This window comes from Rhizobium sp. NPDC090275, from assembly GCF_044772225.1.
In the GTDB taxonomy this organism is placed as follows: domain Bacteria; phylum Pseudomonadota; class Alphaproteobacteria; order Rhizobiales; family Rhizobiaceae; genus Rhizobium.
Genome location: NZ_JBIVYL010000012.1, coordinates 151,397 through 177,630 on the forward strand (window position 1 = coordinate 151,397; position 26,234 = coordinate 177,630).

At 63.2% G+C, this 26,234-nt stretch carries 21 protein-coding genes and 1 pseudogene; 14 read left to right on the plus strand and 8 right to left on the minus strand.

All coding sequences use genetic code 11. The annotated features are described in order from the left end of the window. Nucleotides 1-2 precede the first annotated feature (2 nt). From ACIQUB_RS26150 to ACIQUB_RS26160, 3 genes are read left to right on the plus strand one after another with little or no spacing between them, the layout of a single operon-like run. On the plus strand, nucleotides 3-860 hold the full coding sequence (locus ACIQUB_RS26150; RefSeq protein WP_113235383.1) for a carbon-nitrogen hydrolase family protein: 858 nt from the start codon (nucleotides 3-5) through the stop codon (nucleotides 858-860). Continuing rightward, nucleotides 857-1,285: a DUF1178 family protein gene (locus ACIQUB_RS26155; RefSeq protein WP_047508577.1), complete on the plus strand. Its 429-nt coding sequence runs from the start codon at nucleotides 857-859 to the stop codon at nucleotides 1,283-1,285. The genes ACIQUB_RS26150 and ACIQUB_RS26155 overlap by 4 nt, the downstream gene beginning before the upstream one ends. A 1-nt stretch (nucleotide 1,286) precedes the next feature. Next, nucleotides 1,287-1,868 (plus strand): DUF3291 domain-containing protein, encoded by a 582-nt coding sequence (locus ACIQUB_RS26160; RefSeq protein WP_402933629.1) that lies wholly within the window; start codon nucleotides 1,287-1,289, stop codon nucleotides 1,866-1,868. 125 nt (nucleotides 1,869-1,993) lie between these two features. Here ACIQUB_RS26160 and ubiG read toward each other — a convergent pair whose 3' ends face one another. Next, on the minus strand, nucleotides 1,994-2,740 hold the full coding sequence (gene ubiG, locus ACIQUB_RS26165) for a bifunctional 2-polyprenyl-6-hydroxyphenol methylase/3-demethylubiquinol 3-O-methyltransferase UbiG (protein WP_112943775.1): 747 nt from the start codon (nucleotides 2,738-2,740) through the stop codon (nucleotides 1,994-1,996). A 181-nt stretch (nucleotides 2,741-2,921) separates the two neighbouring features. On the opposite strand from ubiG, the pseudogene ACIQUB_RS26170 reads away from it, so the two are divergent. Beyond that, nucleotides 2,922-3,920 (plus strand): annotated as a pseudogene (locus ACIQUB_RS26170) (FecR domain-containing protein); the annotation flags it as partial. A 558-nt stretch (nucleotides 3,921-4,478) separates the two neighbouring features. On the opposite strand, the gene ACIQUB_RS26175 reads toward ACIQUB_RS26170, so the two are convergent. The 3 genes from ACIQUB_RS26175 to ACIQUB_RS26185 all read right to left on the minus strand — a co-directional run bounded on the left by ACIQUB_RS26175 (nucleotide 4,479) and on the right by ACIQUB_RS26185 (nucleotide 8,373). Continuing rightward, entirely contained in the window at nucleotides 4,479-6,659 is a 2,181-nt protein-coding gene (locus tag ACIQUB_RS26175; protein WP_113237549.1) for an adenylate/guanylate cyclase domain-containing protein, read from the minus strand. Nucleotides 6,660-6,790: 131 nt separating this feature from the next. Next, on the minus strand, nucleotides 6,791-6,997 hold the full coding sequence (locus ACIQUB_RS26180) for a hypothetical protein (protein WP_018901542.1): 207 nt from the start codon (nucleotides 6,995-6,997) through the stop codon (nucleotides 6,791-6,793). 224 nt (nucleotides 6,998-7,221) lie between these two features. After that, the gene (locus ACIQUB_RS26185) at nucleotides 7,222-8,373 is read right to left on the minus strand and encodes a GH25 family lysozyme (protein WP_113237548.1); all 1,152 of its coding nucleotides are present in this window, start codon (nucleotides 8,371-8,373) and stop codon (nucleotides 7,222-7,224) included. Nucleotides 8,374-8,806: 433 nt separating this feature from the next. Between ACIQUB_RS26185 and ACIQUB_RS26190 the strand changes: the two genes are divergently transcribed. The 7 genes from ACIQUB_RS26190 to ACIQUB_RS26220 all read left to right on the plus strand — a co-directional run bounded on the left by ACIQUB_RS26190 (nucleotide 8,807) and on the right by ACIQUB_RS26220 (nucleotide 18,967). After that, nucleotides 8,807-10,081: an aspartate kinase gene (locus tag ACIQUB_RS26190; protein WP_026283559.1), complete on the plus strand. Its 1,275-nt coding sequence runs from the start codon at nucleotides 8,807-8,809 to the stop codon at nucleotides 10,079-10,081. Nucleotides 10,082-10,172: 91 nt separating this feature from the next. Next, entirely contained in the window at nucleotides 10,173-12,440 is a 2,268-nt protein-coding gene (gene ptsP, locus ACIQUB_RS26195; RefSeq protein WP_018901545.1) for a phosphoenolpyruvate--protein phosphotransferase, read from the plus strand. A gap of 27 nt (nucleotides 12,441-12,467) precedes the next feature. Next, nucleotides 12,468-13,550 carry a peptide chain release factor 1 gene (gene prfA, locus ACIQUB_RS26200; protein WP_047508567.1) on the plus strand — a complete coding sequence of 361 codons (1,083 nt, stop codon included), beginning with the start codon at nucleotides 12,468-12,470 and terminating at the stop codon, nucleotides 13,548-13,550. Further along, nucleotides 13,547-14,428, plus strand: coding sequence for a peptide chain release factor N(5)-glutamine methyltransferase (gene prmC, locus ACIQUB_RS26205; protein WP_113237547.1), 882 nt, complete (start codon nucleotides 13,547-13,549; stop codon nucleotides 14,426-14,428). Before prfA ends, prmC begins: the two co-directional genes overlap by 4 nt. Nucleotides 14,429-14,771: 343 nt before the next feature. Continuing rightward, nucleotides 14,772-15,695: a DUF4167 domain-containing protein gene (locus tag ACIQUB_RS26210; RefSeq protein ID WP_113237546.1), complete on the plus strand. Its 924-nt coding sequence runs from the start codon at nucleotides 14,772-14,774 to the stop codon at nucleotides 15,693-15,695. Between the two features lie 325 nt (nucleotides 15,696-16,020). Further along, entirely contained in the window at nucleotides 16,021-17,778 is a 1,758-nt protein-coding gene (locus ACIQUB_RS26215) for a PAS domain-containing methyl-accepting chemotaxis protein (RefSeq protein ID WP_112943816.1), read from the plus strand. A 457-nt stretch (nucleotides 17,779-18,235) separates the two neighbouring features. Then, nucleotides 18,236-18,967 carry a hypothetical protein gene (locus ACIQUB_RS26220; protein ID WP_113237545.1) on the plus strand — a complete coding sequence of 244 codons (732 nt, stop codon included), beginning with the start codon at nucleotides 18,236-18,238 and terminating at the stop codon, nucleotides 18,965-18,967. A gap of 207 nt (nucleotides 18,968-19,174) precedes the next feature. Here the strand turns inward: ACIQUB_RS26220 and ACIQUB_RS26225 are convergent, their stop codons facing one another. Beyond that, a complete protein-coding gene (locus tag ACIQUB_RS26225) occupies nucleotides 19,175-19,951 on the minus strand; it encodes a DUF3108 domain-containing protein (protein WP_112943782.1) in 777 nt (258 codons plus the stop codon). 259 nt (nucleotides 19,952-20,210) lie between these two features. On the opposite strand from ACIQUB_RS26225, the gene rpmB reads away from it, so the two are divergent. Then, nucleotides 20,211-20,510: a 50S ribosomal protein L28 gene (gene rpmB / locus ACIQUB_RS26230; protein WP_026283561.1), complete on the plus strand. Its 300-nt coding sequence runs from the start codon at nucleotides 20,211-20,213 to the stop codon at nucleotides 20,508-20,510. A 114-nt stretch (nucleotides 20,511-20,624) separates the two neighbouring features. Further along, a complete protein-coding gene (locus ACIQUB_RS26235; protein ID WP_402933643.1) occupies nucleotides 20,625-21,263 on the plus strand; it encodes a queuosine precursor transporter in 639 nt (212 codons plus the stop codon). A gap of 30 nt (nucleotides 21,264-21,293) precedes the next feature. Here ACIQUB_RS26235 and ACIQUB_RS26240 read toward each other — a convergent pair whose 3' ends face one another. Next, nucleotides 21,294-22,226, minus strand: coding sequence for an AraC family transcriptional regulator (locus tag ACIQUB_RS26240; RefSeq protein ID WP_113237544.1), 933 nt, complete (start codon nucleotides 22,224-22,226; stop codon nucleotides 21,294-21,296). A gap of 141 nt (nucleotides 22,227-22,367) precedes the next feature. Here ACIQUB_RS26240 and ACIQUB_RS26245 point away from each other — a divergent pair, with 141 nt between their 5' ends. Further along, nucleotides 22,368-23,258 carry an SDR family oxidoreductase gene (locus ACIQUB_RS26245; protein ID WP_113237543.1) on the plus strand — a complete coding sequence of 297 codons (891 nt, stop codon included), beginning with the start codon at nucleotides 22,368-22,370 and terminating at the stop codon, nucleotides 23,256-23,258. Between the two features lie 9 nt (nucleotides 23,259-23,267). Here the strand turns inward: ACIQUB_RS26245 and ACIQUB_RS26250 are convergent, their stop codons facing one another. Both ACIQUB_RS26250 and cobT read right to left on the minus strand, forming a co-directional pair. After that, nucleotides 23,268-24,323 carry an esterase-like activity of phytase family protein gene (locus ACIQUB_RS26250; RefSeq protein WP_402933648.1) on the minus strand — a complete coding sequence of 352 codons (1,056 nt, stop codon included), beginning with the start codon at nucleotides 24,321-24,323 and terminating at the stop codon, nucleotides 23,268-23,270. 6 nt (nucleotides 24,324-24,329) lie between these two features. Then, complete coding sequence (cobT, locus tag ACIQUB_RS26255) at nucleotides 24,330-26,231, minus strand: cobaltochelatase subunit CobT (protein WP_018901557.1); 1,902 nt, start codon at nucleotides 26,229-26,231, stop codon at nucleotides 24,330-24,332. Nucleotides 26,232-26,234: the final 3 nt, after the last annotated feature.

Below are 26,234 nucleotides of genomic sequence, written 5' to 3' on the forward strand. Positions count from 1 at the left end.
CTATGACCTTCAAGGCCGCCGCCATTCAGATGTGTTCGGGTATCGATCCGCAGCGCAACGCGGCCGCCATGGCGCGGCTGGTGCGCGAGGCGGCCGCCTCGGGCGCCACTTATGTCCAGACGCCCGAGATGACCGGGATGCTGCAGCGCGACCGCGCCGCCGGCAAGCTGCACCTGCGCGACGAGGCCAACGACATCATCGTTCGCACCGCGCGAGAGCTCGCCGGCGAACTGCAGATTTACGTGCATGTCGGGTCGACGGCGATCGCGCTCGAGGACGGCAAGCTTGCTAATCGCGGCTATCTCTTCGGTCCCGACGGCAAGATCCTGAACCGCTACGACAAGATCCACATGTTCGACGTCGATCTCGACAATGGCGAGAGCTGGCGGGAGAGTGCTGCCTACCGGCCGGGGCAGGAGGCGCGTGTCGTGTCGCTGCCGTTCGCCGAGATGGGCTTTGCGATCTGCTACGATGTTCGCTTCCCGGCGCTGTTCCGCGCCCAGGCGGTCGCCGGAGCGCAGGTGATGACGGTGCCTGCCGCCTTCACCCGCCAGACGGGCGAGGCGCATTGGGAAATCCTGCTGCGGGCGCGCGCCATCGAGAACGGCATGTTCGTGATCGCCGCCGCCCAGGCCGGCGTGCATGAGGATGGGCGCGAGACCTTCGGGCACTCGATGATCATCGATCCCTGGGGCAAAATCCTGGCGTCGGCTGGTGGCACCGGCGAGGCGATCGTGATCGCCGAGATCGATCCAGCCGCCGTGAAGGCCGCGCGCGACAAGATCCCGAATTTGAAGAATGCCCGCGAGTTCTCGATCGAGACGGTTGGCGGCGATGTGTCCGGAGGCGTGGCCGCTTGATCCGTTATTCGCTGCGTTGTGACAATGCCCATGAGTTCGAAGGCTGGTTTTCCGAAAGCGCCGATTTCGACCGCCAGGTCGCATCCGGTTTTCTCACCTGTCCCACTTGCAACTCGGCCGCCGTCTCCAAGGTGTTGATGGCGCCGTCGGTTTCGACCGCGCGCAAGAAGGACCAGATGCAGACGGTCGCCATGGATGCGGTGCGTCGCGAGGCCTTCCAGAAGCTGAAAGAGGCGGTAACCGCGATTAAGGCCAACTCCGAGGATGTCGGCGAACGCTTCCCCGAGGAGGCGCGCAAGATCCATTACGGCGAGGCCGATGCGCGCGGGATCATCGGCCAGACGACACCTGATGAGGCGCAGGCGCTTATCGACGAGGGCATCGAGATTGCCGCCCTTCCCGTACTTCCCGACGACGTGCACTGAGATGAGTTCTGAAGCGCGCCTTGCGATGTATAACTTCGGTTTGCACGTGGCGCCCTTCGAGAGCGACGCCGTCGAGGGTTTTCGCCTGCGCGAACCGGCCAATTTCGAGGCGGCGCGGCGCGCTTGCGGCTTTATCGGCCGCTCCGGCTATGCCGGCGAGCCGGGCGTGCGAAGCTGGGGGCCGCAGGTCTTTCCGCGTTTCATTGAAGACAGTGGTTTCGATAGCGCGCCATCGTCCCTGTCGCTCTGGGCCGATATCGAATCGCTGATGGCGTTCAGTTATGACGGCGTGCATGCCGATGCGCTGAAACACGCGCGCAACTGGAACGTCAAGCCGTCATGGCCGCCGCTCGTTCTCTGGTGGGTGGGGCCGCATCATCGGCCTGACTGGGCCGAGGCAGTCGAGCGCTTTGAGCATCTGGCGGATAACGGCCCGAGCGCCCGGGCCTTCACGTTCAAGATACCCTTTGGGCCTGATGGGGCGGCGGTCGAGATCGACCGCGGCCGCGTCAAGGAACTGGCGGCGCGCAACGCCGAGACGCAAGCCGATCTGCTTGCGCATGTCAGAACCTTGAAAGTCTAAAGCGTGTCGCGATCCTTCGGATTCGCTCGTCACGCTTTAAGTTCTTGTTCTGTCGCATGTCGGTGCCGCAAAACCGCTGCACACTTTTGCGCGACATGCTTTAGGCGAAATGCCGGCGGGTGCGCTTACGCCCCGCGCTTGGCGAGCAGCATGTAGTTCACGTCCATATCCCGCGACAGATTCCACTGGTTGGACAGCGGATTGAAGAACACGCCGGTGCGGTCGATGATGGTGAGGCCATCCGCAGTGACCGGCTTTTCGATCTCTTCCGGACGCACCAGCTTCTCATACTGGTGGGTGCCGCGCGGCAGCCAGCGCAGGACGTTTTCGGCGGCGAAGATCGCCAGCGCCGCTGCCTTCATCGTGCGGTTGATTGTTGCCACGAACATCAGGCCGCCGGGGCGGACCATTTTCGCGCAGGTGGTCATGAAGAAATCGACGTCGGCGACGTGTTCCACCACTTCCATATTGAGGACGATATCAAAGGTTTCGCCGGCCTCGGCTAGCTGCTCCGCGGTGACTGCGCGGTAATCGACCGGCACGCCCGACGCCTTTGCATGGGTCGACGCGATGCCGATGTTCTTCTCGGATGGGTCGGCGCCGATGACGGTCGCGCCCATGCGGGCGACCGGCTCCGACAACAGGCCGCCGCCGCAGCCGATATCGAGCACCCGCAGGCCTTCCAAAGGTCGGGCCGAGCGCGGATCGCGGCCGAAGTTTTCGGCGGCCTTGTCCCTGATATAGGCGAGGCGGACGGGGTTGAACTTGTGCAGCGGCTTGAACTTGCCGGTCGGGCTCCACCACTCGGCGGCCATGGCCGAGAAGCGGTCCACTTCGCTCTGGTCGATGGTGCTCTTCGCCGCTTCCGTCATGGTCATGCTCCTTGATTGCTCAGGAGTGAAGTCGGACGAACGGTACGCGAAGTCAAGAGCCAGAGGCAGTGTCGCGTGGTCGCGGTAGTGTCCGGCTTTGGCGCTTGGCTACTACAAGTGGATAAGGCGACGTACATCAACACATTGTGATATAATTAATATGTTGTTGAGGGTAAGGGCGATGTTGCGTGTGCGTAATGCATTGGCCGCCATGCTCGGCCTGTCCATGTGTTTTCCGTTGTGTTTCCCGTTTCCGGCGTACGCGGAGGTTGCGGTCGGCGAGGCGACTCTCATCAAGACAGAGGTGGCTGGGGAAAACGGGCCTCTGGTGGTCAAGGACCCTGTTCATCGCGACGAACGCATCCGCACCTCGATCGGCGGGCTTGGTCAATTCGTCTTCCGGGATGGTACCAAGCTTGCCGTCGGCGCCGGCTCGTCGGTGGTGATCGACAGCTACGTTTACGACGATGCCAACTCGGTCAAGAAGCTGACGATCAAGGCGGCGAAGGGCACGTTTCGCTGGATCAGCGGCAATTCCTCCTCATCGGCCTATTCGATCGTGACGCCGGCGGGAACTATCGGCGTGCGCGGCACGGCGTTCGACGTCTATGTCGCGCCCAACGGCACCACGGCGATGGTTCTTCTCAACGGTTCGGCACAATTTTGCGGCGCCGGCGGCTGCAAGCAGCTGCGCGAGCAGTGCGACTGCGTGATCGCATCGCGCGGCGGCGGGGTATCGGATCCGCGCAAGGTCGACGAGACGACATTGCGGACGCTGCGAAACAACAAGGCGCTGCCCTTCCTCTCGGGAAACCAGCAACTGTCGGGGCCGCTCGGCAATATCCGCACCACCTGCGGCCTGCGCAGCATCCGCGCCGAACGCCAGGATCGGCCGCAAGAGAGCACGCCGGTGCCGACGCTGTTTCCGCCGCAGGAGCAGGCGCCGCCAAAGACACCGGACCGGCCACAGAAGCCGGATAAACCGCAAAAGCCGGACAAACCGCATCATCATCGCCCCGACAAGCATCACCATGACAGGGACGACGACGATCATCACCACCATGGCCGCGACAATGACCGTGACGGGGATCACGGCCATTGGGGCGGACGCGGAGGGGATCGCGACGGGCATCACGACCGGGGCAATGACGGCGGCGGATGGGGCCAGCGCAGCGGAAATCACGACGGTCAAAATGGGCATGGACCGCGCGACGGTTGGGGCAATCGGCATGAAGGGTCGCGGGATCGTGGAGGCGACAATCACGGTGCGCGGGATCACGCCGATCGCGGCAGTGCGACTCGTGATGGAGGTCGCGATCATGCCGATCGAGATCGCGGAGGCCGGGACAATGGCGGCCGGGATCATGGAGGCCGGGATCGTGAGGGCCGTTCCGATGGCGGCAATGGCGAGCGCAACGGGCATGGCGGGCATCGCGACGGGCCGCACGGCGATGCTTCGCCTGGTAATGATGGTCAGACGCAGGCCGGCGGGGCAGGGTCCGCTGTCGGCGATGGTGGCCAAGGCGGTGCCGGAAGTGAATCCGACACTGGCGCCGGGGGCGGCGATGGGGCCGGCTCGGGTGAACATCGTGGCGGGTGGCATGGCCACAACGGCGACCAGAACGGTGGCTGGCGGGGCGGAGGCGGTCGCCATATGCGCGACCGGAGCGGCGGCGATGGCGGTGGTGGCGACGGTAGCAGCAGCGACTAGGCCGGCTTTATCCTGATATGGACGTCCTCACGACGCTTGCTCCGATAGCGGGGCGGGATCGTCTGCCGGGCTTTCCCTGAAATGATCGGCGCGACGGGCGAGGCGGCGGTAGAACTCCGGCAGTGTCGCCGGGTAGGGCTGCGCCCGCTGCCGGACACGAGCGAGCAGCTTGCGGCTGTCGGTGGAGCGGGTGGCAAAGGCTTCGACCAGGGCCTGGTGCGCGGTTTCGAGCAGCGCGAAGGTTGCGGACAGGCCGACGGTCTCGTCGCCCAGCGTGGCGTAGAGGCGGGTGCGCGTGCTCTTGCCCTTCAATCCCAGCGAACCGGCGTCGAGCAGGGCGAAGTGCGGCAGGGCAGCGGCCGTCGTCTCGGAGACCAGGATATCGAAGCCGACTTCCTTGCAGCAGCCTTCTATGCGGGCGGAGACATTCACCGCGTCGCCGACGGCGGAATAGTTGAAGCGGCTTTCGGCGCCCATGTTGCCGACGCACGCGAGGCCCGTGTGGATGCCGATGCCGATCCCCACCTTGTATTCTTCGCCGAAGCCGAAGGCGTCGGTCGCGTTCAGCGTCGCCAGCGTCTCGCGCATGGCAAGGGCGGCGCGCACGGCCTTGGCGGGGTGGTCGGCGACATCGACCGGCGCGTTCCAGAAGGCCATGATGGAATCGCCGATGAACTTGTCGAGCGTGCCTTCATTGGCCACCACATGGCGGCTCAGCGCATCGAGCAGCGTGTTGAGGAAGCGGACGACCTCGGCGGGCTGCAGGCGCTCGCTCAGCGTCGTGAAGCCCCTGACGTCGACGAACATGACGGTCAGCTCTCGATCGTCGCCACCCAATCGCAGCGCATCGGGATTGTGCTCGATGCGGTGGAGCAGCGAGGGCGAGAGATATTGGCCGAACGCCTTGCGCACCTCGCGCCGCTCGCGGTCGATGACCAGGATGCGGAAGGAAGTGGCGGCGAAGTGGATGATCGAGGCGGCGACGATCGGGGCGAGCGGATCAAACAGCAGACCCCATCGCGAAAAGGCGAACCAGGAGCTCGCGAAGGCGAGCGCGGTGACGATCAGGCCCCAGGCGAGGCCGACCGCGGGGCTGACGAAGGTGGTGACGATGACGAGGCAGGTGCCGAGCACCGCGATCAGCAGGATCTCCATGCCATCGGCCCAATCCGGTCGCGAGAGGAAGTGGCCGGAGAGGATCTGCTCGACGGTCTGCGCATGGATGGAGACGCCGGGCACGTTTTCGCCGAGCGCGGTTGTGCGGATATCCTGCAGGCCGGCGGACGAGGTGCCGACGAAGAGGATGCTGCCCTGCACGGCTGCGGCGACATCCGGCGCGGGGCCGTCGGGCGCCAGCACCTTGCCGGCGGAGATATAGCGATCGGCGATATCGGGGCTGGTGTAGAGCCAGAGTTCGCCGGACGAGGTGACGGGTACCACGAAATCGCCGACCTTGATCGAGGTCAGCGTGTCGGGAATATCGGGGGCGGCCGCGACGATATAGGTCGAGGCGCCCTGGGCGACACGCAGCGCTTCCAGCGCCAGGTTCGGATAGAGCTGCTGGCCGTCGCTGAGCAGCAGCGGCACGCGGCGGACTGTGGCGGAATAGGTGCCGGGGTTGAGGCTGATATGGCCGAGGCCGGTGGCGTTGATCTGCAATTGCGGGCGCACCGGCGTTGCCGCCGTCATGCGCGGCGGGGCGTTGAACGGGCTCTCGCCGGTGAAGGCGAAGCCCGCCTTGACCGGCGGCTTGTAGCTGCCGTCCATGGAGAGGCCGAAGCCGAGGACCACGGGCTTGTCTGCGATGGCTTGCGCGAAAAGCTGGTCGTTATCGGGTAGTCGGCTAAGAAGCGTGGGGTCGATGCCGGCGACATCGCGCATGATGGAGCGCGGCGACAGGCGGTCGGCCTCGGCGAACAGCACGTCGAAGGCGATCGCCGCCGCACCCATGTCGGACAGGCGCTGTACCAGCAGCGCCAGCCGGTCGCGCGGCCATGGCCACTGCCCGAATTCCCGGAGCGACGCCTCGTCGATATCGATGACGCGGACGGGGGTGTTTTCGAACTTGCGCGGGGTGATCCGCTGGTATTCGTCGAAGGTGATGTCGCGGATCTGGCGCAGCAGCGGCGGATCGGTGGCGCGCAGCAGCGTGAAGCTCGCGACGAGCGCAAGGCCGAGAACCACGCCGATTTTCTGCATGCGTGTCATGACCAGCCTTTATCGAGGAGGTCGGTGCATATGTCTGAGTTTTGAGCCGCGTCCGGCTGAAGCTTTTGTTTCAAGCTGCCCGTTTCAGGCGGGCGAGGCAACCGCGCCTTTCGGACGGTTCAATCGAGGCGTCAGCCCTGCGGCATCGCGTCGTTCTTGCTTGAGGCAGCATGGGCTTCGAGTATTGCCGCCGCGATCACCTTGCGCAGTTCGTAAACCAGCGATCTGGAGCGCTTGCGATCCAGGTCCTGCGCCGCTTTCGCAAGGTTAAGTCCCTCGTTCAACACAATGTGATGGGCGCGGGCCAGTGCCCAGGTTTCTATATCAAGATTTCCCATTCGGAATCTCCGCCAAATCATTCAGCATCAAAGACATTCGCGAATCAATCTACGCCGCATACTTACGATTGAAGAAGAATCACAGTTACCTATGCTTGGAAATATACGCGACACCCGAATTTTAGTGGTGTGACAAAATAGTTGCGCCGTGGCAGCGGGTGTGCCGCGCCACGGTTGTGCCTATGCCCAATTGATATCAGTGCAGGTTGATCGCCGTCGGATCGTCAGTCGTTGGCGGCCATCATCCGGTCGCTGGGGCGTCCCGAGGACCAGCGCATCCATTGATCCGGGCTGCCGTTGAAGACGTTGAGGTCGATCCTGCCTTCGACGCCATGCGACAGGCCCGAGCCGGAATACTGCCAGAAGAGCCACTTGCGGCCCGGATAGCGCTTGGACGGGTGGGCGGCGACGGAGCGCAGCCAGAAGGGATAGTTCTGGAAGGCGCCCTGCAGGTTGTCAGCATAGAAGTCGGGCGCCGTGTAGATCACGGGACGCTTGCCGTAATAGCGCTCGAGCTTGTCCATGAAGACCTGCATCTTCTCGAGCACATTTTCGGTCGAGGGGCGACGCTTGCAGGCGGATTCGCCGTTCCATTCGACGTCGATGACGGGCGGAAGCGCATCGGGATCGCGCGGCACGTTGCGGATGAACCAGTCGGCCTGTTCGCCGGCGGTGCGGCACCAGTAGAAGAAGTGATAGGCGCCGCGCTTCAGCCCGGCTTCCTTGGCCTTGCGCCAGTTGGTGCGGAACATCGGATCGAGGTGGTCGCCGCCGTCTGTCGCCTTGATATAGGCGAAGTTGGCGCCCTGGGTGCGCAGTCTCGGCCAGTCGATATCGCCCTGCCAGCGAGAGACGTCGACGCCGTGAACGGCGAGCTTGTGCGGCGAGGCGCGGCCAAAGTTGATCGGCTTGGCGTCGCGGAACTGGCGGCTATAGAGCTTGCCGCGCGTGCGCTGCTGCGTGGCCTCTTCCATGGTGGGAAGATCAGGTATCTCGGGGCGCGCCATGATCGGGGCGGCAACGGGCGTGACAACGGGCGGGCGGGCCGGCGGCGTCATCATCGCGACCTCCGTAGCTGCCATCGGGCGCTCGGCCGGAAGCGGCGCGCCCACAGCGCGGTCGGCGGACTCGAAGGCCTTCGATTCCGGGATCGGGCCGGCCCATGCCAGCACTTCCTGGTGCGGAGCGGTCTGCTGGCCGGCGGCGATACCGGCGGAGGGAACGGGTGCTGATGGAACGGCTGCAGGCGGGGCCACCGAGCTTGTCGTTTCGCGAGAGGGGGCGGCTGAAGCCAAGACGTCGGGGCCGGACGTCGACGTGCAACCCGCAAGGGTCAGACAGGCAAGGAAGATTGCTGGCGCAGCCGAAAAACGCATTGGGAACCCGTTACTCATTACAGGCCGGACGCCGAACTCGAGTGGCGCCAGGAACATCAAAGGGTATTGCTAACGGGAAATTACCAAAAAAAGCTGAATCTAATCTTTACGCCGAAAAATGTGCGGCGACGGGGCAGCGCGCTTTGGTGGCCCAGCGCCTCGCGGGATTGTCATAGTCATGTCACATGCGGTTCGGCGCTGCCTCGCGCGGCCTGCAAATTACACGCGCAATTGAGGCCGTCATTCTCCTTTCCCCACCTTGCCACCCCCTCACAAACTCGTTAAGAGACGCCGCAACTTGGGCCCTTGGGCGCAGGGCTTTAGAAGGGTTCCAGAACCTCCCAATTCCGGCTCTTCGGCCCGTGGCTTCCAAGGCTTCGTCGTGCCGGGTCTGGCGTTCGTCTCTCCCGGCGGTTTGCTGTGGTAGAGGCTTATGGCACGCATCGTAATGAAGTTCGGCGGAACATCCGTCGCTGACCTGGACCGTATCAAGAACGTTGCCCGCCACGTCAAACGCGAGGTCGATGCCGGTCATGAAGTGGCCGTCGTTGTTTCCGCCATGTCGGGCAAGACAAACGAGCTGGTCGGCTGGGTGCAGAACACGCCGAAGGTCGTCGGCGCAAGCTCGCCTTTCTATGATGCCCGCGAATACGACGCCATCGTCGCCTCCGGCGAGCAGGTGACATCCGGTCTGCTGGCGATCGCGCTGCAGGCCATGGACGTCAACGCCCGCTCCTGGCAGGGATGGCAGATCCCGATCCGCACTGACAACGCGCATGGCGCGGCTCGTATCCTCGAGATCGACGGCTCGGAAATGATCAAGCGCATGGGCGAGGGCCAGGTGGCCGTCGTCGCCGGCTTCCAGGGTCTCGGCCCCGATAACCGCATCGCGACGCTCGGCCGTGGTGGTTCGGATACGTCGGCGGTCGCAATCGCCGCAGCCGTCAAGGCTGACCGCTGCGACATCTATACCGACGTCGACGGCGTCTACACGACCGATCCGCGCATCGTGCCGCAGGCGCGCCGCCTGAAGAAGATCGCCTTCGAGGAAATGCTCGAAATGGCATCGCTCGGCGCCAAGGTGCTGCAGGTTCGCTCCGTCGAGCTTGCCATGGTGCACAAGGTGCGCACCTTCGTGCGCTCGTCTTTTGAAGATCCCGATGCTCCGGGCATGGGTGATTTCTTGAATCCGCCCGGAACGCTGATTTGTGACGAGGAAGAAATCGTGGAACAGGAAGTAGTCACCGGCATCGCCTATGCCAAGGATGAAGCGCAGATCTCGCTTCGCCGTCTCGCCGACCGTCCGGGCGTCTCCGCCGCGATCTTCGGACCGCTGGCCGAGAACCACATCAATGTCGACATGATCGTCCAGAACATCTCGGAAGATGGCTCGAAGACCGACATGACCTTCACCGTGCCTTCGGGCGACGTGGACAAGGCCATCAAGGTGCTCGGCGAGCACAAGGATACGATCGGTTACGACGTCGTGCAGAACGAATCGGGCCTGGTGAAGGTGTCGGTCATCGGCATCGGCATGCGCAGCCACGCCGGCGTCGCGGCGACCGCTTTCAAGGCACTTGCCGATAAAGGCATCAACATCAAGGCGATCACCACCTCGGAAATCAAGATTTCCATCCTGATTGATGGTCCTTATGCGGAACTCGCTGTCAGGACTTTGCATTCCTGCTACGGTCTGGATAAGAATTGATTCCCAGCAGGGCCGCCGCGCGTACAAGTTGATTAGTGGCGCGGCGATCTGCCGGGCCACTTTGCCTTCTGTTTTTGGAGCTTGAGACGCAATGAGAGACCTTTCCGGCGGTCCGCGCGTGCTGCTCAAGCGGCTGCGCGAGTTGATGGCGGAGCCGCTGGAGCCACAAGAGCGTCTTGACCGGATCGTTCGCCAGATCGCCAGCAACATGGTGGCGGAGGTTTGCTCCGTCTACGTGCTGCGTTCCGACGGCGTTCTCGAACTCTATGCAACCGAAGGTCTGAACCGCGAAGCTGTCCACCTGGCGCAGCTGAAAATGGGGCAGGGCCTCGTCGGCACGATCGCCGCGTCGGCCGCCCCCCTCAATCTCTCCGACGCGCAGTCGCACCCTGCCTTCCGCTACCTGCCGGAGACGGGCGAAGAGATCTATCACTCCTTCCTTGGCGTGCCGATCCTGCGCGCCGGCCGCTCGCTCGGCGTTCTCGTCGTGCAGAACAAGGCCAGCCGCAACTATCGCGACGAGGAGCTGGAAGCACTCGAAACGACGGCCATGGTGCTGGCCGAGATGATCGCCACCGGCGAGCTGAAGAAGCTCACCAAGCCGGGGCTCGAACTCGATCTCACCCGTTCCGTCACGATCGACGGCGACACCTATAATGAAGGTATCGGCCTCGGCTATGTCGTGCTGCACGAGCCGCGCATCGTCGTCACCAATCTGCTCAACGACGATGCCGACAAGGAAATCCGCCGGCTTGCCGAAGCGCTGGGTTCGCTGCGCATCTCGATCGACGATCTCTTGTCGCAGCGCGACGTCTCGATGGAGGGCGAGCACCGCGAGGTGCTTGAGACCTACCGCATGTTCGCGCACGACCAGGGATGGGTGCGCAAGCTCGAAGAGGCGATCCGCAACGGTCTGACGGCGGAAGCCGCGGTCGAGAAGGTGCAGAGCGACACCAAGGCGCGGATGATGCGCCTGACGGACCCTTATCTGCGCGAGCGGATGCATGATTTCGAGGATCTGGCGAACCGACTGCTGCGGCAGCTCACCGGCTATACCGGCCGCACCTCGGGCGATGGCTTCCCTGCGGACGCGATCATTCTTGCGCGCGCCATGGGTGCCGCCGAACTGCTCGATTATCCGCGCGCCAATGTGCGCGGCCTGGTGCTCGAAGAGGGCGCCGTGACCAGCCATGTCGTCATTGTGGCGCGTGCCATGGGCATTCCCGTCATCGGCCAGGCGGCCGGTATCGTGGCGCTGGCCGATAATGGCGACGCCGTGATCATCGACAGCGACGGCGGCCATGTGCATCTGCGGCCGCTGCCGGAGCATCAGCGCTCCTACGAGGAAAAGGTGCGGTTCCGCGCCCGCCGGCAGGAGCAGTTCCGGGCCTTGCGCGCGGTCGAGCCGCTGAGCAAGGACGGGCAGCGCGTGTCGCTGCAGATGAATGCCGGCCTGCTGGTCGACTTGCCGCAGCTGTCTGAATCGGGCGCCGAGGGCATCGGGCTTTTCCGCACCGAGCTGCAGTTCATGATCGCCTCCACGCTTCCCAAGGCGGAAGAGCAGGAGCAGTTTTACCGCAACGTCCTGAAGCAGGCCGCCGGCCGGTCGGTGACCTTCCGCACGCTCGATATCGGCGGCGACAAGGTCGTGCCCTATTTCCGCGGCCATGAAGAAGAGAACCCGGCGCTTGGCTGGCGGGCGATCCGCCTGTCGCTCGACCGCCCTGGTCTTCTGCGCACGCAGCTGCGCGCCATGCTGAAGGCAGCCGCCGGCATGGAACTGAAGCTGATGGTGCCGATGGTGACCGAGGTATCGGAAATCACCGCGGTGCGCGAATTGCTGCAGAAGGAAGTGCAGCGCCTGTCGCGCTTCGGCCACGGGCTGCCACGCAAGCTGCAGTTCGGCGCCATGCTGGAAGTGCCGGCTCTGCTCTGGCAGCTGGACGAGCTGATGGCGGCGGTCGATTTCGTGTCGGTCGGTTCCAACGATCTGTTCCAGTTCTCGATGGCCGTCGATCGTGGCAATGCGCGGGTCTCCGATCGCTTCGATACGCTGGACAAGCCGTTCCTGCGTATCCTGCGCGATATCGTGCGCGCCGGCGAGCGCAACAACACGCCGGTGACGCTCTGCGGCGAACTGGCGGGCAAGCCGATTTCGGCCATGGCGCTCTTAGGCATCGGCTTCCGCTCGGTGTCGATGTCGCCGGCCTCTATCGGTCCGGTCAAGGCGATGCTGCTCGGCCTCGACGTAGGCGCACTGTCCAAGGCGATGCACGAGGCGCTCGACGATACGACGACGCCGACATCGATGCGCGAACTGCTTGCCCATTTCGCCGAAACACACAACATCCCTCTGTAGCCAGAGACAAACAGAATTGGAGTGAGGGTGGCGAAGCTTCCCGTTGAAAAGATGCGCGAGCTGGAACGCCGCTTCGGCGAGATCGAAGCGCGCATGTCGGCCGGTCCCTCGGCCGACGTCTACGTCAAGCTTGCCTCCGAATATGCCGAGCTGCAGCCCGTCGTGACCAAGATCCGCGCCTATGAAAAGGCGCTGTCGGAGCTTGCCGATCTCGAGACGCTGCTCGACGACAAGTCGGTGGACCGCGAGATGCGGGATATGGCCGAGATGGAGCTTCCCGAGGTCAAGGAGCGGATCGAGGCGCTGGAGCAGGAAATCCAGATCCTGCTTCTGCCCAAGGACGCGGCCGACGAGAAGAGCGCCATCCTCGAAATCCGCGCCGGCACCGGCGGCTCGGAGGCCGCGCTATTCGCGGGCGACCTGTTTCGCATGTACGAGCGCTATGCGGCGGCGCACGGCTGGAAGGTCGAGGTTCTCTCGTCCAGCGAGGGTGAAGCCGGCGGCTTCAAGGAAATCATCGCGACGATTACCGGCAAGGGCGTGTTCGCCAAGCTGAAGTTCGAATCCGGCGTGCACCGCGTGCAGCGCGTGCCGGAGACGGAAGCGGGCGGGCGTATCCATACGTCGGCGGCGACCGTTGCCGTGCTGCCGGAGGCCGAGGAGATCGACATCGAGATCCGCGCGGAAGATATCCGCATCGACACGATGCGCTCGTCGGGCGCCGGCGGCCAGCACGTCAACACGACCGACTCGGCCGTGCGTATCACCCACTTGCCGACGGGTATCGTCGTCACCAGCTCCGAAAAGTCGCAGCACCAGAACCGCGCCAAGGCGATGCAGGTTCTGCGGTCGCGTCTCTACGACGCCGAGCGCCAGCGCGCCGACAGCGAGCGCTCCGCCGACCGCAAGAGCCAGGTCGGCTCTGGTGATCGCTCCGAGCGCATCCGCACCTACAATTTCCCGCAGGGCCGCGTCACCGACCACCGCATCAACCTGACGCTCTACAAGCTCGACCGGATGATGGTCGGCGAAATCGACGAGATCGTTGATGCGCTGATGGCCGACTACCAGGCGAGCCAGCTGTCGCAGCTCGGCGAGCAGCAGCCATGAGCGATCAAGGGAAACAGGTCGGCGCGACGGTTTCCCAGCTTCTGGCAGAGGCGCGGCGACGCTTCACCGAGGCCGGCGTGGCCGATCCGGCCGCCGACGCGCGCGTTTTGATTTCGGGGCTGCTCAGGCTCACGACGACCGAGATGCTGACACGGGGTGGCGACGTCGTCGAGAACGCGGCCGCCGTGCGCATCGAGGACGCGATCACCCGCAGGCTGGCGCATGAGCCGGTGCATCGCATTCTGGGCGAGCGGGAGTTCTACGGCCTGCCTTTGTCGCTTTCGGCGGAGACGCTGGAGCCCAGGCCGGATACCGAAATCCTCGTCGATACAATGCTTCCTTATATGAGAGACCTTGCGGGTAAGCATGGCGATCTCCATATACTGGATATGGGAACGGGAACCGGGGCGATATGCCTCGCGCTGCTCAAGGAATGTCCCGAGGCATCGGGCATCGGCAGCGATATCTCCGTCGACGCGCTGAAGACGGCGCAATCCAACGCGGAAAGAAACGGGCTGCAGCAGCGCTTCAAGGCGGTGCAATCCAGCTGGTTTCAGGCCATAGACGGGAAGTTTCACGCTATTGTCTCAAATCCGCCCTATATAGCGTCCAGTGTCGTTGACACTCTTGCTCCCGAAGTGACAAAATTTGATCCGGCCGCCGCACTGGATGGCGGCATGGATGGGCTTGACGCCTACCGTTCCATTGCCAAGGATGCCGCAAGGTTCATGCATCCAGACGGTGTTATAGGGCTCGAGATAGGCTACGATCAGCGAACGGAAGTGACCGAAGTTTTTGAGGCTGAAGGCTTCAAATGCTTGGAATCGGTGAAGGATTACGGCCACAACGACCGTGTGCTCGTGTTCGCCCGTAACTGATCGGCAACAAGCGGCTGAATAGACTAGTCCATTGGTGTCATTGCGAAGAAAAGGCTTGGATTTAAACGGGAAGCAATATAGGTTGCCCCCACGTATTGGAGAGATAGGTCAGAACGATTGTTCGTTCGAAGCTAGCTCGGCCTCGGGGGTCCACTCTCTTAAACGAGAGTTTCAAAGGTTGAAGACGACCCAATGCGTGAATCAGTCAAACTGACTTGAGAACAAGCGGCAGGTTGGCGCAAAGGCGCATTATGCTTGCGGCACGAATACCCTGAGTCGGACGAACGACCACGGTTGACGGTGCCATCACTCCACACAAACAGAGAATTCAGGTGAACGATCGATGAGGCCAGGACAGCAGAACAAACGCGGTCGCGGGCGTACCAACAATAACGGCGGCGGCGGCGGAAATAACAATAACAATAACAACAATTTCAACCGCAAGGGCGGCAATCCGCTGACGCGGACCTACGACAGCTCCGGCCCAGACGTGAAGATCCGCGGCACCGCGCAGCACATCGCCGAAAAATACTCGCAGCTCGGTCGCGACGCGCAGAGCTCCGGCGACCGTGTCATGGCTGAAAACTATCTGCAGCACGCCGAACACTACTACCGCATCATTGCCGCCGCACAGGCGCAGATGCAGGAACGCTTCCAGCGCGACGACCGCGGCGAATTCGACCGTGACGGCAGTGAGCGCGATGGCGACGAGATGGATGGCGGCGACAATGACGACGTCGTGGTCGTTCAGCCTCCGCGTCAGCAGCAGGAACACCAGCAGCGCCGCAACAACGATGAGCAGCCGCGCCGTCAGAATGACGAGCAGCAGGGCCGCCGTTCGGACGAGCGCCGCTTCAACAACGAGCAGCGCCAGCGCCGCGACGAAGAGCAGCCACGCCGTCAGAGCGATGAGCAGCCGCGCAGCGAAGAGCAGCCCCAGCCGCAGCCGCGCGCCGAGGAGCAGCCCCGCGAAGAGCGCCCGGCTCGCCAGCCGCGCCGTCGCGAAGAGCGTCCGGCACCGGTTGCAGCGGCAGCTCAGCCCCAGCCTGAGGTGATCGACGGTACCGGCCCGCAGCCGGAGATCGAAGGCATTCCGGCCGAGGTTTCGATGGACGAGGAAAGCGGTGCGGCAACGACCCGCCAGCCGCGCCGTCGCGCAGCGGCCCCGCGTCCGCGCCGTCCGCGTCGCGCCGAAGGCGAAGCGGCAGCTGAAGGCGATGCCGGCGCCGGCGAAGCGCCTGCCATGGCCGATGCGGCTTCGGAATAAGCCGTTACGGCTTGAAAGAAGACATGTTCAAAAGGGCGTCCCTCGGGGCGCCCTTTTTCATTGGGCGGTCGCGCTGTTCCTGAAATATAAGAAATCCACTATGAGTTTTCGCAGGGTTGCGACCTTAAATTAGATATTGGTTGTATACCCGGCGTTAACTCTCGCGGCATGATCATCGGTTGTGAGAGCTTCGGTGATTGCGATCTGAGATAGTTGTTATTTTCTCTCAGGATTTGCCCCATAGATCTTCGAAGGAACGCGTTCCCGATGCCTCTCGCAACAACGCGCAACGCCAATGGCTGGCGTCGCAGGCAAGGGGATGGGAATGTTCGGTCTGGCATCTGATGCGGGATATATCCTCGGTGCGATTTCAAAATCGCAAGCAATCATCGAGTTCGATCTGAAAGGCAATGTGCTGAAGGCGAACGAGAATTTCTGCAATGCTCTCGGCTACAGCCTTTCCGACATCGTCGGCAAGCACCACAGCATGTTCTGCGAGCCGGCGCTGGCGGCATCGCAGGAGTATCGCGATTTCTGGGCCCGGCTTGGCCGGGGCGAATATGATGCCGGCGCCTACAAGCGGCTCGCCAAGGGCGGTCGTGAGATCTGGATCCAGGCCTCCTACAACCCGGTTTTCAAACACGGCAAGCCGTTCAAGGTGGTGAAGCTCGCGTCCGACATCACGGATGCCAAGAACAAGGCGGTCGAGGATGCCGGCAAGCTGGACGCGATCTCGCGTTCGCAGGCGGTCATCGAATTCAAGCCGACAGGCGAGATCATCACGGCCAACGAAAACTTCTGCAACGGTCTCGGCTATTCGCTGAATGAGATCGTCGGCAAGCATCACAGCATGTTCTGCGAGCCGTCCTACGCGCGCACCGAGGAATACGCCAACTTCTGGCGCCGGCTGGCGGCTGGCGAGTTCATTGCCAACGAGTTCGTTCGCTATGGCAAGGGCGGCAAGGAGATCTGGATCCAGGCGGCTTATAACCCGATCACGGATGCCAATGGCCGCGTCTACAAGGTGGTGAAGTTCGCCACCGACGTGACGCAGCGCATGAGCGCCATCAGCCTGCTTGGGCAGGCGTTGCGCGGGCTTTCCGAGGGTGATCTGACGAAGACGGTGGAGACCGCCTTCGTGCCCTCGATGGAGCAGCTGCGGCATGACTTCAACGCGACGATCGCGCGGCTCTCGGAGACGATGAAGACCGTCGGCGAGAACGCGCATGCGATCGCTGCCGGTTCCCGCGAGATCGGCTCGACGGCCGATTCCTTCTCGAAGCGCACGGAACAGCAGGCGGCCTCCGTCGAGGAGACGGCGGCGGCGCTGGAGGAGATCACCACAACGGTCAACGATTCCAGCCACCGCGCCGACGAGGCCGGCAAGCTGGTTTCCCAGACCAAGAAGGGGGCGGAGCAATCCGGTCAGGTCGTTCGCAGCGCCGTGGCGGCGATGGACCAGATCGAGCAGTCGTCTCGTGAGATCACCAATATCATCGGCGTGATCGACGACATCGCGTTCCAGACAAATCTTCTTGCTCTCAACGCCGGTGTCGAGGCGGCGCGCGCGGGCGAGGCGGGCAAGGGTTTCGCGGTCGTGGCGCAGGAGGTGCGTGAACTGGCGCAGCGCTCCGCCAGTGCGGCCAAGGAGATCAAGTCTCTGATCACCAAGTCCAGCGAGCTGGTGCGCAACGGGGTCGATCTGGTCGGGCAGACCGGCAAGGCGCTGGAGACCATCGTCAGCCAGGTCAACGACATCAATGTCAATGTCGTGGCGATCGTCGAGGGCTCAAAGGAGCAGGCGACGGGGCTGAAGGAGATCAATCAGGCGGTCAACCAGCTCGATCAATCCACGCAGCAGAACGCTGCCATGGTCGAGGAGAGCACGGCGGCAAGTCACAAGCTGGCGGCCGAGGCCGAGACGCTGCGCGGGCTGATCGCACAGTTCAAGCTGAGCGAGGCCTATGCCATCAGGCCGCCGTCCAGGGCGGCGCAGAGCTCGCCGGCCCTGCATCTGGTCTCGCGTGTGGCGAGAGCCCACGGCATGGCGGCGCCGGTGGCGGACAGCTGGGAAGAATTCTGATCGTCATATCAGAATGATCGAGAAGGCCGGCATTGCTGAAAGGCGGTGCCGGCCGTTTCATTTTGGCGCGCGAGGTAAATGATGGAATGTGTATCCTTGATTGTATAAATCGGCGCTTATATTCCAGAACGGGTACACATCGCACGCCCCTGTTTCGCCTCATTCCACCTGGCCGTCTCATCCTGCTGCAATCCGTCCCATTTACGGAGGCATATGTCTCCGGTTGTGCATGTATTTTGCATTAGCTATTCATAATATATTATCCGTCTTGCGAGGCTTACAAAACCTATACGCGAAGCACATTGAAATGTTAGAATTTACGCATATTCTTGTTTTCATGTAGAGGCGGGCTGGCTTCCACTCTCGGTTACAGACCGCCGCTTCGGGAATGCGCGCTTCCCTTCATTGGTTTCGACTGCCTGGGCATTGGGCCCGGCAGCATCTCGTGGAGGTTGGAATGAACTTTAATGCATCGAAATACGCTGTTCTGGCCGTAAGTTGCGCCGCTTTGCTGGCTCCGCTGCCCGCGAGCGCCTTTGACGTCGGCGGCAGCAATGGTCTCAGCATCGGGACCAGCAATGGGCTCAGCGTATCGCTCGGCGGTGCCAGCGGTGTGAATGCGACGGTCGGTGGCAGCGGTTCCGTTGCAACCGCATCGGTCGGCGGCTCCAGTGGGGTCAATGCAAACGTTGGTAGTACATCAAGCGGTGGCCTCGGCGTCTCGGCGTCGGTCGGCGGCTCCAGTGGTGTCGGCACGAACACCTCTATAGGTGGTGGAAGCGGTGGCGGCCTCGGCGTCAGCAACACCGCGAGCGTCGGCGGATCGCGCGGCCTCAACACGGGCGTCAACGCCAATGTCGGCGGCTCCAGCCTGCTGGGGGCCAAGGCAAAGGTGGCTCTCGGCACCAACACGCTGCTGAACCTCAATCTCGGCCTGCCGGGAACCGATGATCCGCAGAACCCGAACGACCCGACCAACGGCAACAATGGTACCAATGGCACCAATGGAACCAACGGGCGCAACAGCCTCAACAACATGAATAGCCGGCAGCTCCAGGCCTTCAACGACATGTCGGCCGGCGACCGGGCGAAGATGAAGGTTCGCTGCAAGGATATCCTGGCCGGCGGCGGCGGCGGCTTCGACGGCAGCCTCGTCAAGCTCTGCAAGATGGTCATCGCAATGCGCTAAGCGACGCTCGCCCGGCGATCCGGTTGCGAGATGTCTCCCAAGCAGCGAGTATCGCGCCGCCTAATCACCAACAGGCAGGCGTGCGCGATACGCCTGCTGGGTTCTTGAAGTTCGGGATCGTCGGGATCAAGGTCAGAAACAGAGGTGCGGCATGATTGCCGCACTTTTCATTTGTGGGGCGCACTTAACGCGGTCCAAGCCGCTCCGTCAGCTTGCGCTGTACTTCACCGCCGTGATGGTCACCGGCCCGTATTGGGTCGGGATACGAACGAAGACAGGCGCTATGACGTTGGCCGCATCGGCCTTGGCAAACCATATTTCCATGCGGCTGCTCTTGCTCAGATACTCGATGTCGCTGCGGCCCTTCTTGTAGCCCGAGCGCGGCACGAAGCGCACGTTGCAGACGGTGGCCTTGCCGGTGAAGCCTTGCGTGGAGAAATCCTTTGATCCGCTCGGCGACAGCACAAGGTCCATGCGCATCTCGCCGTCATAGATCGGCAGTTTCTGCGCGCAGACATTGGTGTCGGCGGGGAAGATCAGGCCGGAAATGGGGTCGAGCACGGCGCGCATGTCCGAGGCCGGAACGTTGACCCAGTTCTTCGGCGGCTGGCGCGGCGGCTTCACCGTCGTCGAGGTGATGTTGCCGTTGGAGTAGCGGACATCATAGGTGCGGGCGCGCTTGCCGCTCTTGTAATAGAGCAGATAATGGTCCGCCTGCATGCGGTTGCCGCGCAGCCGGCCATCGACGCTGGTCTTGGCCGAGATGGTGGTGACAAGATCGGCGAGGCCGGCGGAGCTGATGTCGCCGGAGACGCGATAGGTCTTGTCGTCCTCGATACGGGTCATGAAGGCGGCGCGGGCGATGGTGATGATGCCGAGCGCGACCTTGTATTCGGTATGATGCACGACCTCGGCGGCGCCTGCCGGAATGGCCATCAGGCCCGCCAAGGCGGAAATGAAAATGCGTTTGCCCCAATGAGCCATGAATTGAACCTTGTTCGGTGCGCTGGTCAGGTCGCGAGATACGGTCTATACGCCTGTCGTGGCCTTTAGAGAACAAAAGCTTTTTGACGGAATTGCGAGGCTTTTGGACTGAATCGCCGGAAAGGCCAAGGTTTGGCTTGACGTGCACGGTCTGTCTGATTATAGAACCGCAACTTTCCAATCATGGCCTGATGGATTGCAAGCTCGACTTTGCGCGGGTCGGCAATCGATGGCCGAGAAAAACAAGAATAGGTGTCCCATGTCCCGCATGTGCGAATTGACCGGCAAGGCAGTCCTCGTTGGCAACAATGTCAGCCATGCCAACAACAAGACCAAGCGCCGGTTCCTCCCGAACCTGTGCCAGGTTACGCTGATCTCCGACGCGCTCGGCCAGCGTTACCGTCTTCGCGTTTCGGCTGCTGCTCTGCGTACCGTCGAGCATCGCGGTGGTCTCGATGCTTTCCTCATCAAGGCAAGCGAAAACGAACTGTCGATGCGCGCTCGTCTGCTGCGCCGCCAGATCGTCAAGAAGACCGCTGAAACGGCTGTTGCTGCCTAAGCAACAACCGACTTAAAGCTATACGGCTTCAAAAGGCTTGCACGGTAATGCCGTTCAAGCCTTTTGCTTTGCCGGACTGTCCCTCCAACTGGTGGCATACCCCAGGATAAAAAAATGCTTCAGACGCGCTATACCCTTATCTACGTCGCCCTGATGACGCTTGTCGTCGTCTCGTCGAACTTCCTCGTGCAGTTTCCGCTGAACGTCACGTTCGCAGGCGTCAATCTCGCCGATCTGCTCACCTGGGGTGCCTTCACCTATCCGGTCGCCTTCCTGATCACCGATCTCACCAACCGTCAGTTCGGACCGCAGGCGGCGCGCAAGGTGGTGTTCGCCGGCTTCCTCGTCGGCGTGGCGCTCTCCTTCTTCACATCGGTGCCGCGCATCGCAATCGCTTCTGGTACGGCGTATCTCGCCGGCCAGCTGCTCGATATCGCGCTGTTCAACCGGCTGCGCCGTCAGGCCTGGTGGCGTGCGCCGCTGGTCGGCTCGCTGCTGGGCTCGATGCTCGATACGGTGATCTTTTTCTCGCTGTCGTTCGCGGCCTTCTTCGTCTTCCTCGGTCCGAACGAGCCGTTCGCGCTCGAGGCGTCGCCTGTTCTCGGCGTTTTCGCCGCCGAGGCGCCGCGTTGGATCTCCTGGGCGATCGGCGATTTCTGGGTGAAGCTGCCGGTCGGTCTCGTAATGCTTCTGCCCTACGGCGCGCTGATGAGCGTGCTCAGGCCGATGCAGGGCGCCCGCGCGGCCAGCTGATCCTCGATACAATCCAACGGCGGCGCTTCATTATGAAAGCGCCGTCGCCATTTTGGGGCGGTCGCGGACATATTGCCGGGGCGAGCAGCCCATGATCCGCTTGAATGCCGTGCTGAAGGCCGCCTCGGACTCGTAGCCGAGCGAGGGCGCGATGACCGAGATCGGGTCGCGCGAATTCTCCAGCCGGTTGCCTGCCAGCAGCATGCGCCATTGCGCCAGATACTCCATCGGCGAGGTGCCGACCGTTTCCCTGAATTTCTGCGCGAATGTGGAGCGCGACATGCCGGCGTGCGCGGCAAGCGCCTGCAGGGTCCAGCGTTCGGCCGGGCTGTCGTGGATCGCCGATATCGCAGCACTCATCTGCCGGTCGGCCAGCGCGAAGAGCCAGCCGACGCCGGTGTTTGAGCGATCGGCCAGATGCAGCCGCAGGGCCTGCACGAGGATCATATGGGCGAGGTGCTCGACGATCAGGAAGCCGCCCGGCTGCGGCGCGCGCAGTTCCTGCATCATCTGCTCCACGGCAAAGCGCAAGGCCGCCTGGCTCTGCTCGTCGCGTAGCAGCACGATGGGCGGCAGCATTTTCAGCAGGATGTCGGCATGACTGCCGGCAAGGCCGAAGCGGCAGCTGACGATCGAGAAATCGCGGCCATCGTTGAGCGAGACGATGCCATCCTTGCGTGGGCCGAGGAATATCGTGGCGGCCGGGGTCGGTTCGAGCGCGAGATCGGTCGCCAGCCTAAACGGCCGGCCGCGCGGGAGCAGAAAGCTGTCGCCGGGGCGCAGATGTACGGCATCTTCCACTCCCTCGACGCTGAGCCAGCAGGAGCCCGACACGATAGCGCCGCACTTGATGCCGCCTTGCTGGTCTGGAAACTGGATCGCCCAATCGCCGCCCGCCTCCATGCCGGCGGAGAGATAGTTCTGCGGCTTCAGCAACGAGAGCACGTTTGACAGAGGGTCCATTGAAAACTCCGGACGATCGCAAAGATATTCCGGACAATATAACATGGACCGTATCGCCTCAAGGCCCTAGCTTTTCCTCGACACGCCCGCACTCGACATGTTCGCATCGGCGGGCGCGTCGCAGCAAGCAAGGAGATGACCATGCGCGTTTTCGTTACCGGTGCCACCGGCTTTGTCGGCTCGGCCGTCGTTCAGGATCTCATTCAGGCCGGCCATCAGGTGCTCGGTCTCGCCCGCTCGGATGCTTCGGCCGCGTCGCTGGAGGCTGCGGGGGCAAAGGTTCATCGCGGCGATCTAGAGGATCTCGACAGTCTGCGTCGGGGGGCTGATGCCTGCGATGGCGTGATCCACACGGGCTTCATCCACGACTTCTCCAAGTTCAAGGAGAATTGCGAGATCGACGGGCGCGCCATCGAGGCGATGGGCAAGGTGCTCTCGGGCACCGGTCGGCACATGGTCGTGACCTCGGGGACGGGTCTGCTGGCGCCGGGCGCGGTCGCCACGGAAGAGATGGCAGCACCCTCGTCGGCGGCCATTCCGCGCGTCTCGGAGAAGGCGGCGCTCTCCATGGTGCCGGATCGCCTCAGCGCCTCGGTGGTCCGCCTTCCGCCTTCGGTACACGGCGATGGCGACCATGGCTTCGTGCCTATCGTCATCGGCCTCGCGCGCGAGAAGGGCGTCTCGGCCTATATCGGCGACGGCATGAACCATTGGCCGGCGGTGCATCGTCTCGATACCGGCAGCCTCTATCGGCTGGCGCTGGAGAAGGCGCAAGCGGGCGCGCGTTACCATGGCGTGGCGGAGGAGGGGATTCCGTTTCGCGAGATCGCTGGTGTCATCGGCAAGCGGCTTGGCCTGCCTGTCGTCTCAAAGTCGACTGAAGAGGCTGCGGAGCATTTCGGCTGGTTCACGCATTTCGCGTCAATCAACAACCGGGCGTCCAGCGCCTGGACGCGGGAAACGCTCGGCTGGGAGCCCAAACATCAGGGGCTGATCGCCGATCTCGACCGACATGCTTACTTCGAGGGCTGACGCGCTCTCTTAATGCGAGGCGGCGGTGTCGGCCGATGGGCCGGGCCGCCGCTCGTCCAGCTTGAACTCCAGCATCAGGTTGCGCTGGAGAATCGAGTGGTTGTCGTCGGAGACGAGAATGACATGGGTGCTGCCGTCGGCGGCAGTGAAGGTGTCGAGACCTTCCATGTTGTCGATCTGGTAGCCGAAATCGCCCTGGATCAATATTTCGCCATCCATGACGCTGCCGGGCTTGATATCGGCCGACTTGATGCGGCGGATGCGCATGCCGATGCCTTCAGCCATGTTGAAACGGCGCTCCAGCAGCAGGAGGTCGCCATTCGGCAGGAAGGCGCCGTCGGTGGCGTCGAAGTCGCCGTAATGGGCAAGCGCCAGCTTACCTTTCAGCGGTCCGTCCAGGATCGCGGCATAGGCGTTGCCGTCATCGTCAAGGCTGCGCTCGGCGACGATCAGCGTGCCGCCTTTGAGCGGGCTCGATGCCGGCGAGACGGCAATCGTCTCGAAGCCGCGATTGGCGCGCAGTTGTTTTTTCTCGAAGGGGATGGGGAGCGTGTCGAGCGCGCGCGAGGTCTCGAAACCGGGATCGGGATAGAGATCGACGCGGTGGAACTGTTCATATGAGACCAGAACCTTGCCGTCCTTCAGCGCGACGCCCTCGGCATCCATCAATGCCTTGCCTTCCAGGATCTTGCCGACGCGGTCGCGCATCGGGGTGATCTCGACATCGGCAAGCCCACTCAGGCTGCCGTCCGCGCCGCGTTCGATGCGGCCGGTCATCCAGTGGCCGGTATCGAGGACACCGACGAAATGCTTCTGGTCATCGCGAAAACGGATGGACGACAGCGAACCGAAGAGGCGGTTGGGGGAGACCATTTCCAGGCCGCCGACGAATTCGAAGGGCCCGAAGCGCTTCGCGTCGGAGCCGATCTTGAAGTTCGAGATGATGCTGCTTCTCACTTCCGCCGCCGGCGTCTCGGCCAGGGCGGATGTGCCGGCCGCAAGCGAGGCGGCCAGCAAGAGGGCTCCAGCGAAACGGGTTCGGAACGCCGGAGCCGATTGCTTCATAGGCGATCAGCCGGCTCGGCGGGCACGTCCGCCGCGCGGTTGCGCCGCCTGGTCCTCGAAGAGCGAGGCAAGCTGTTCGGTCATGGCGCCTGCGAGTTCGTCGGCATCGACGATGGTGACGGCGCGGCGATAGTAGCGCGTGACGTCGTGGCCGATGCCGATGGCAAGCAGCTCGACCGGAGAGCGGGTCTCGATGCGTTCGATGACCGCGCGCAGGTGGCGCTCCAGATAGTTGCCCGGATTGACCGACAGCGTCGAATCGTCGACCGGCGCGCCGTCGGAGATCATCATCAGGATCTTGCGCTGCTCGCGCCGCGCGATCAGGCGATTGTGCGCCCACATCAGCGCCTCGCCGTCGATGTTTTCCTTGAGCAGGCCTTCGCGCATCATCAGGCCGAGATTGGTGCGCGAGCGGCGCCATGGAGCGTCGGCGGACTTGTAGATGATGTGGCGCAGGTCGTTGAGGCGGCCCGGCGTCTGCGGCTTGCCGTTTGCCAGCCACTGTTCGCGCGCCTGTCCGCCCTTCCAGGCCTTGGTGGTGAAGCCTAAGATTTCGACCTTGACGCCGCAGCGCTCCAGCGTGCGGGCGAGAATGTCGGCGCAGGTGGCGGCAACCGTGATCGGGCGGCCGCGCATGGAGCCGGAATTGTCGATCAGCAGCGTCACGACCGTATCGCGGAACTGCGTGTCGCGCTCCTTCTTGAAGGAGAGCGCCTGGGTGGGATCGATGATCAGGCGCGTCAGGCGGGCCGGATCGAGATAGCCCTCTTCCAGGTCGAAGTCCCAGGAGCGGTTCTGCTGCGCCATCAGGCGGCGCTGCAGGCGGTTGGCGAGGCGGCCGACGGCGCCCTGGAGATGGGCGAGCTGCTTGTCGAGGAAGGCGCGCAGGCGCTCCAACTCGGCGGCGTCGCACAGCTCCTCGGCGGTGATCGTCTCGTCGAACTCCTCGGTGAAGACGTGGTAATCGACCTTCTCGTTGAAGTCGTCGAAGGGCGTGTTGGGACGGCGGGTTTCGCCCGGCGTCTCGCTGTCGTCCTCGCCCTCTTCCTGCATGTCGTCGTCGGAGATCTCGGCGCCTTCAGTCTCGCCGTCCTCCATCTGCTCGTCGGCGACTTCGCTGTCCTCGACGGGGGCGGCATCCGAGCCGGCGTCGTCCTCGACATCGTCGTCGTTCTGGTCTTCGCCGCTCGGCTTGTCTTCCTCATCCTGCTGGTCGTCAGAGTCAGGATCGCTGTCGTCGTCGCCATACTCCTCGGCCATTTCCATGGCCGTGAGCATGTTGCGGATGACCTTGGAGAAGGCCTGCTGGTCGTTGATGACGCCGGTCAGGTTCTCGAGATCCTTGCCGGCCTTGTCCTCGATGAAGGAGCGCCAGAGATCGAGCACCTTGCCGGCGGATTCCGGCGGCTTCTCGCCGGTCAGCTTTTCGCGCACCATCATGGCGACGGCTTCACCGACGGGTGCGTCTTCCTGGCGTTCGATGCCGGAGAAATTGGCCTTGGCGTATTTTTCCGTCGTCATCGAGCGCAGATTACTGGCGACGCCTTCCATGCGCAGCGCGCCGATCGATTCCACGCGCGCCTGCTCGACGGCGTCGAAGATGGCGCGGGCGTCGGAGCCCTGCGGCGCCATCGTCGCGTGCACCTTCTCGTCATGGCAGGCGAGACGCAGCGCCATCGAATCGCCGAGCCCGCGGGTCACCGCAAGCTCATGCATCGTCGGGCGCTTGGAGAGTTCCGGCAGGCGGATGCGCTCGGCGGTCATGCCCGGCCGCTCGTTGGCGAAGGTCACCTCGACCTCGCCGTCGCCGGCGATCGCGCGCACGCTGCCGGTTATCGCCCGGCGCAGCGGCTCCACGTCGACGGGTGCACCGGGCTTTGCTTTCGAATTGTCACCACGCGCTGCCATGAT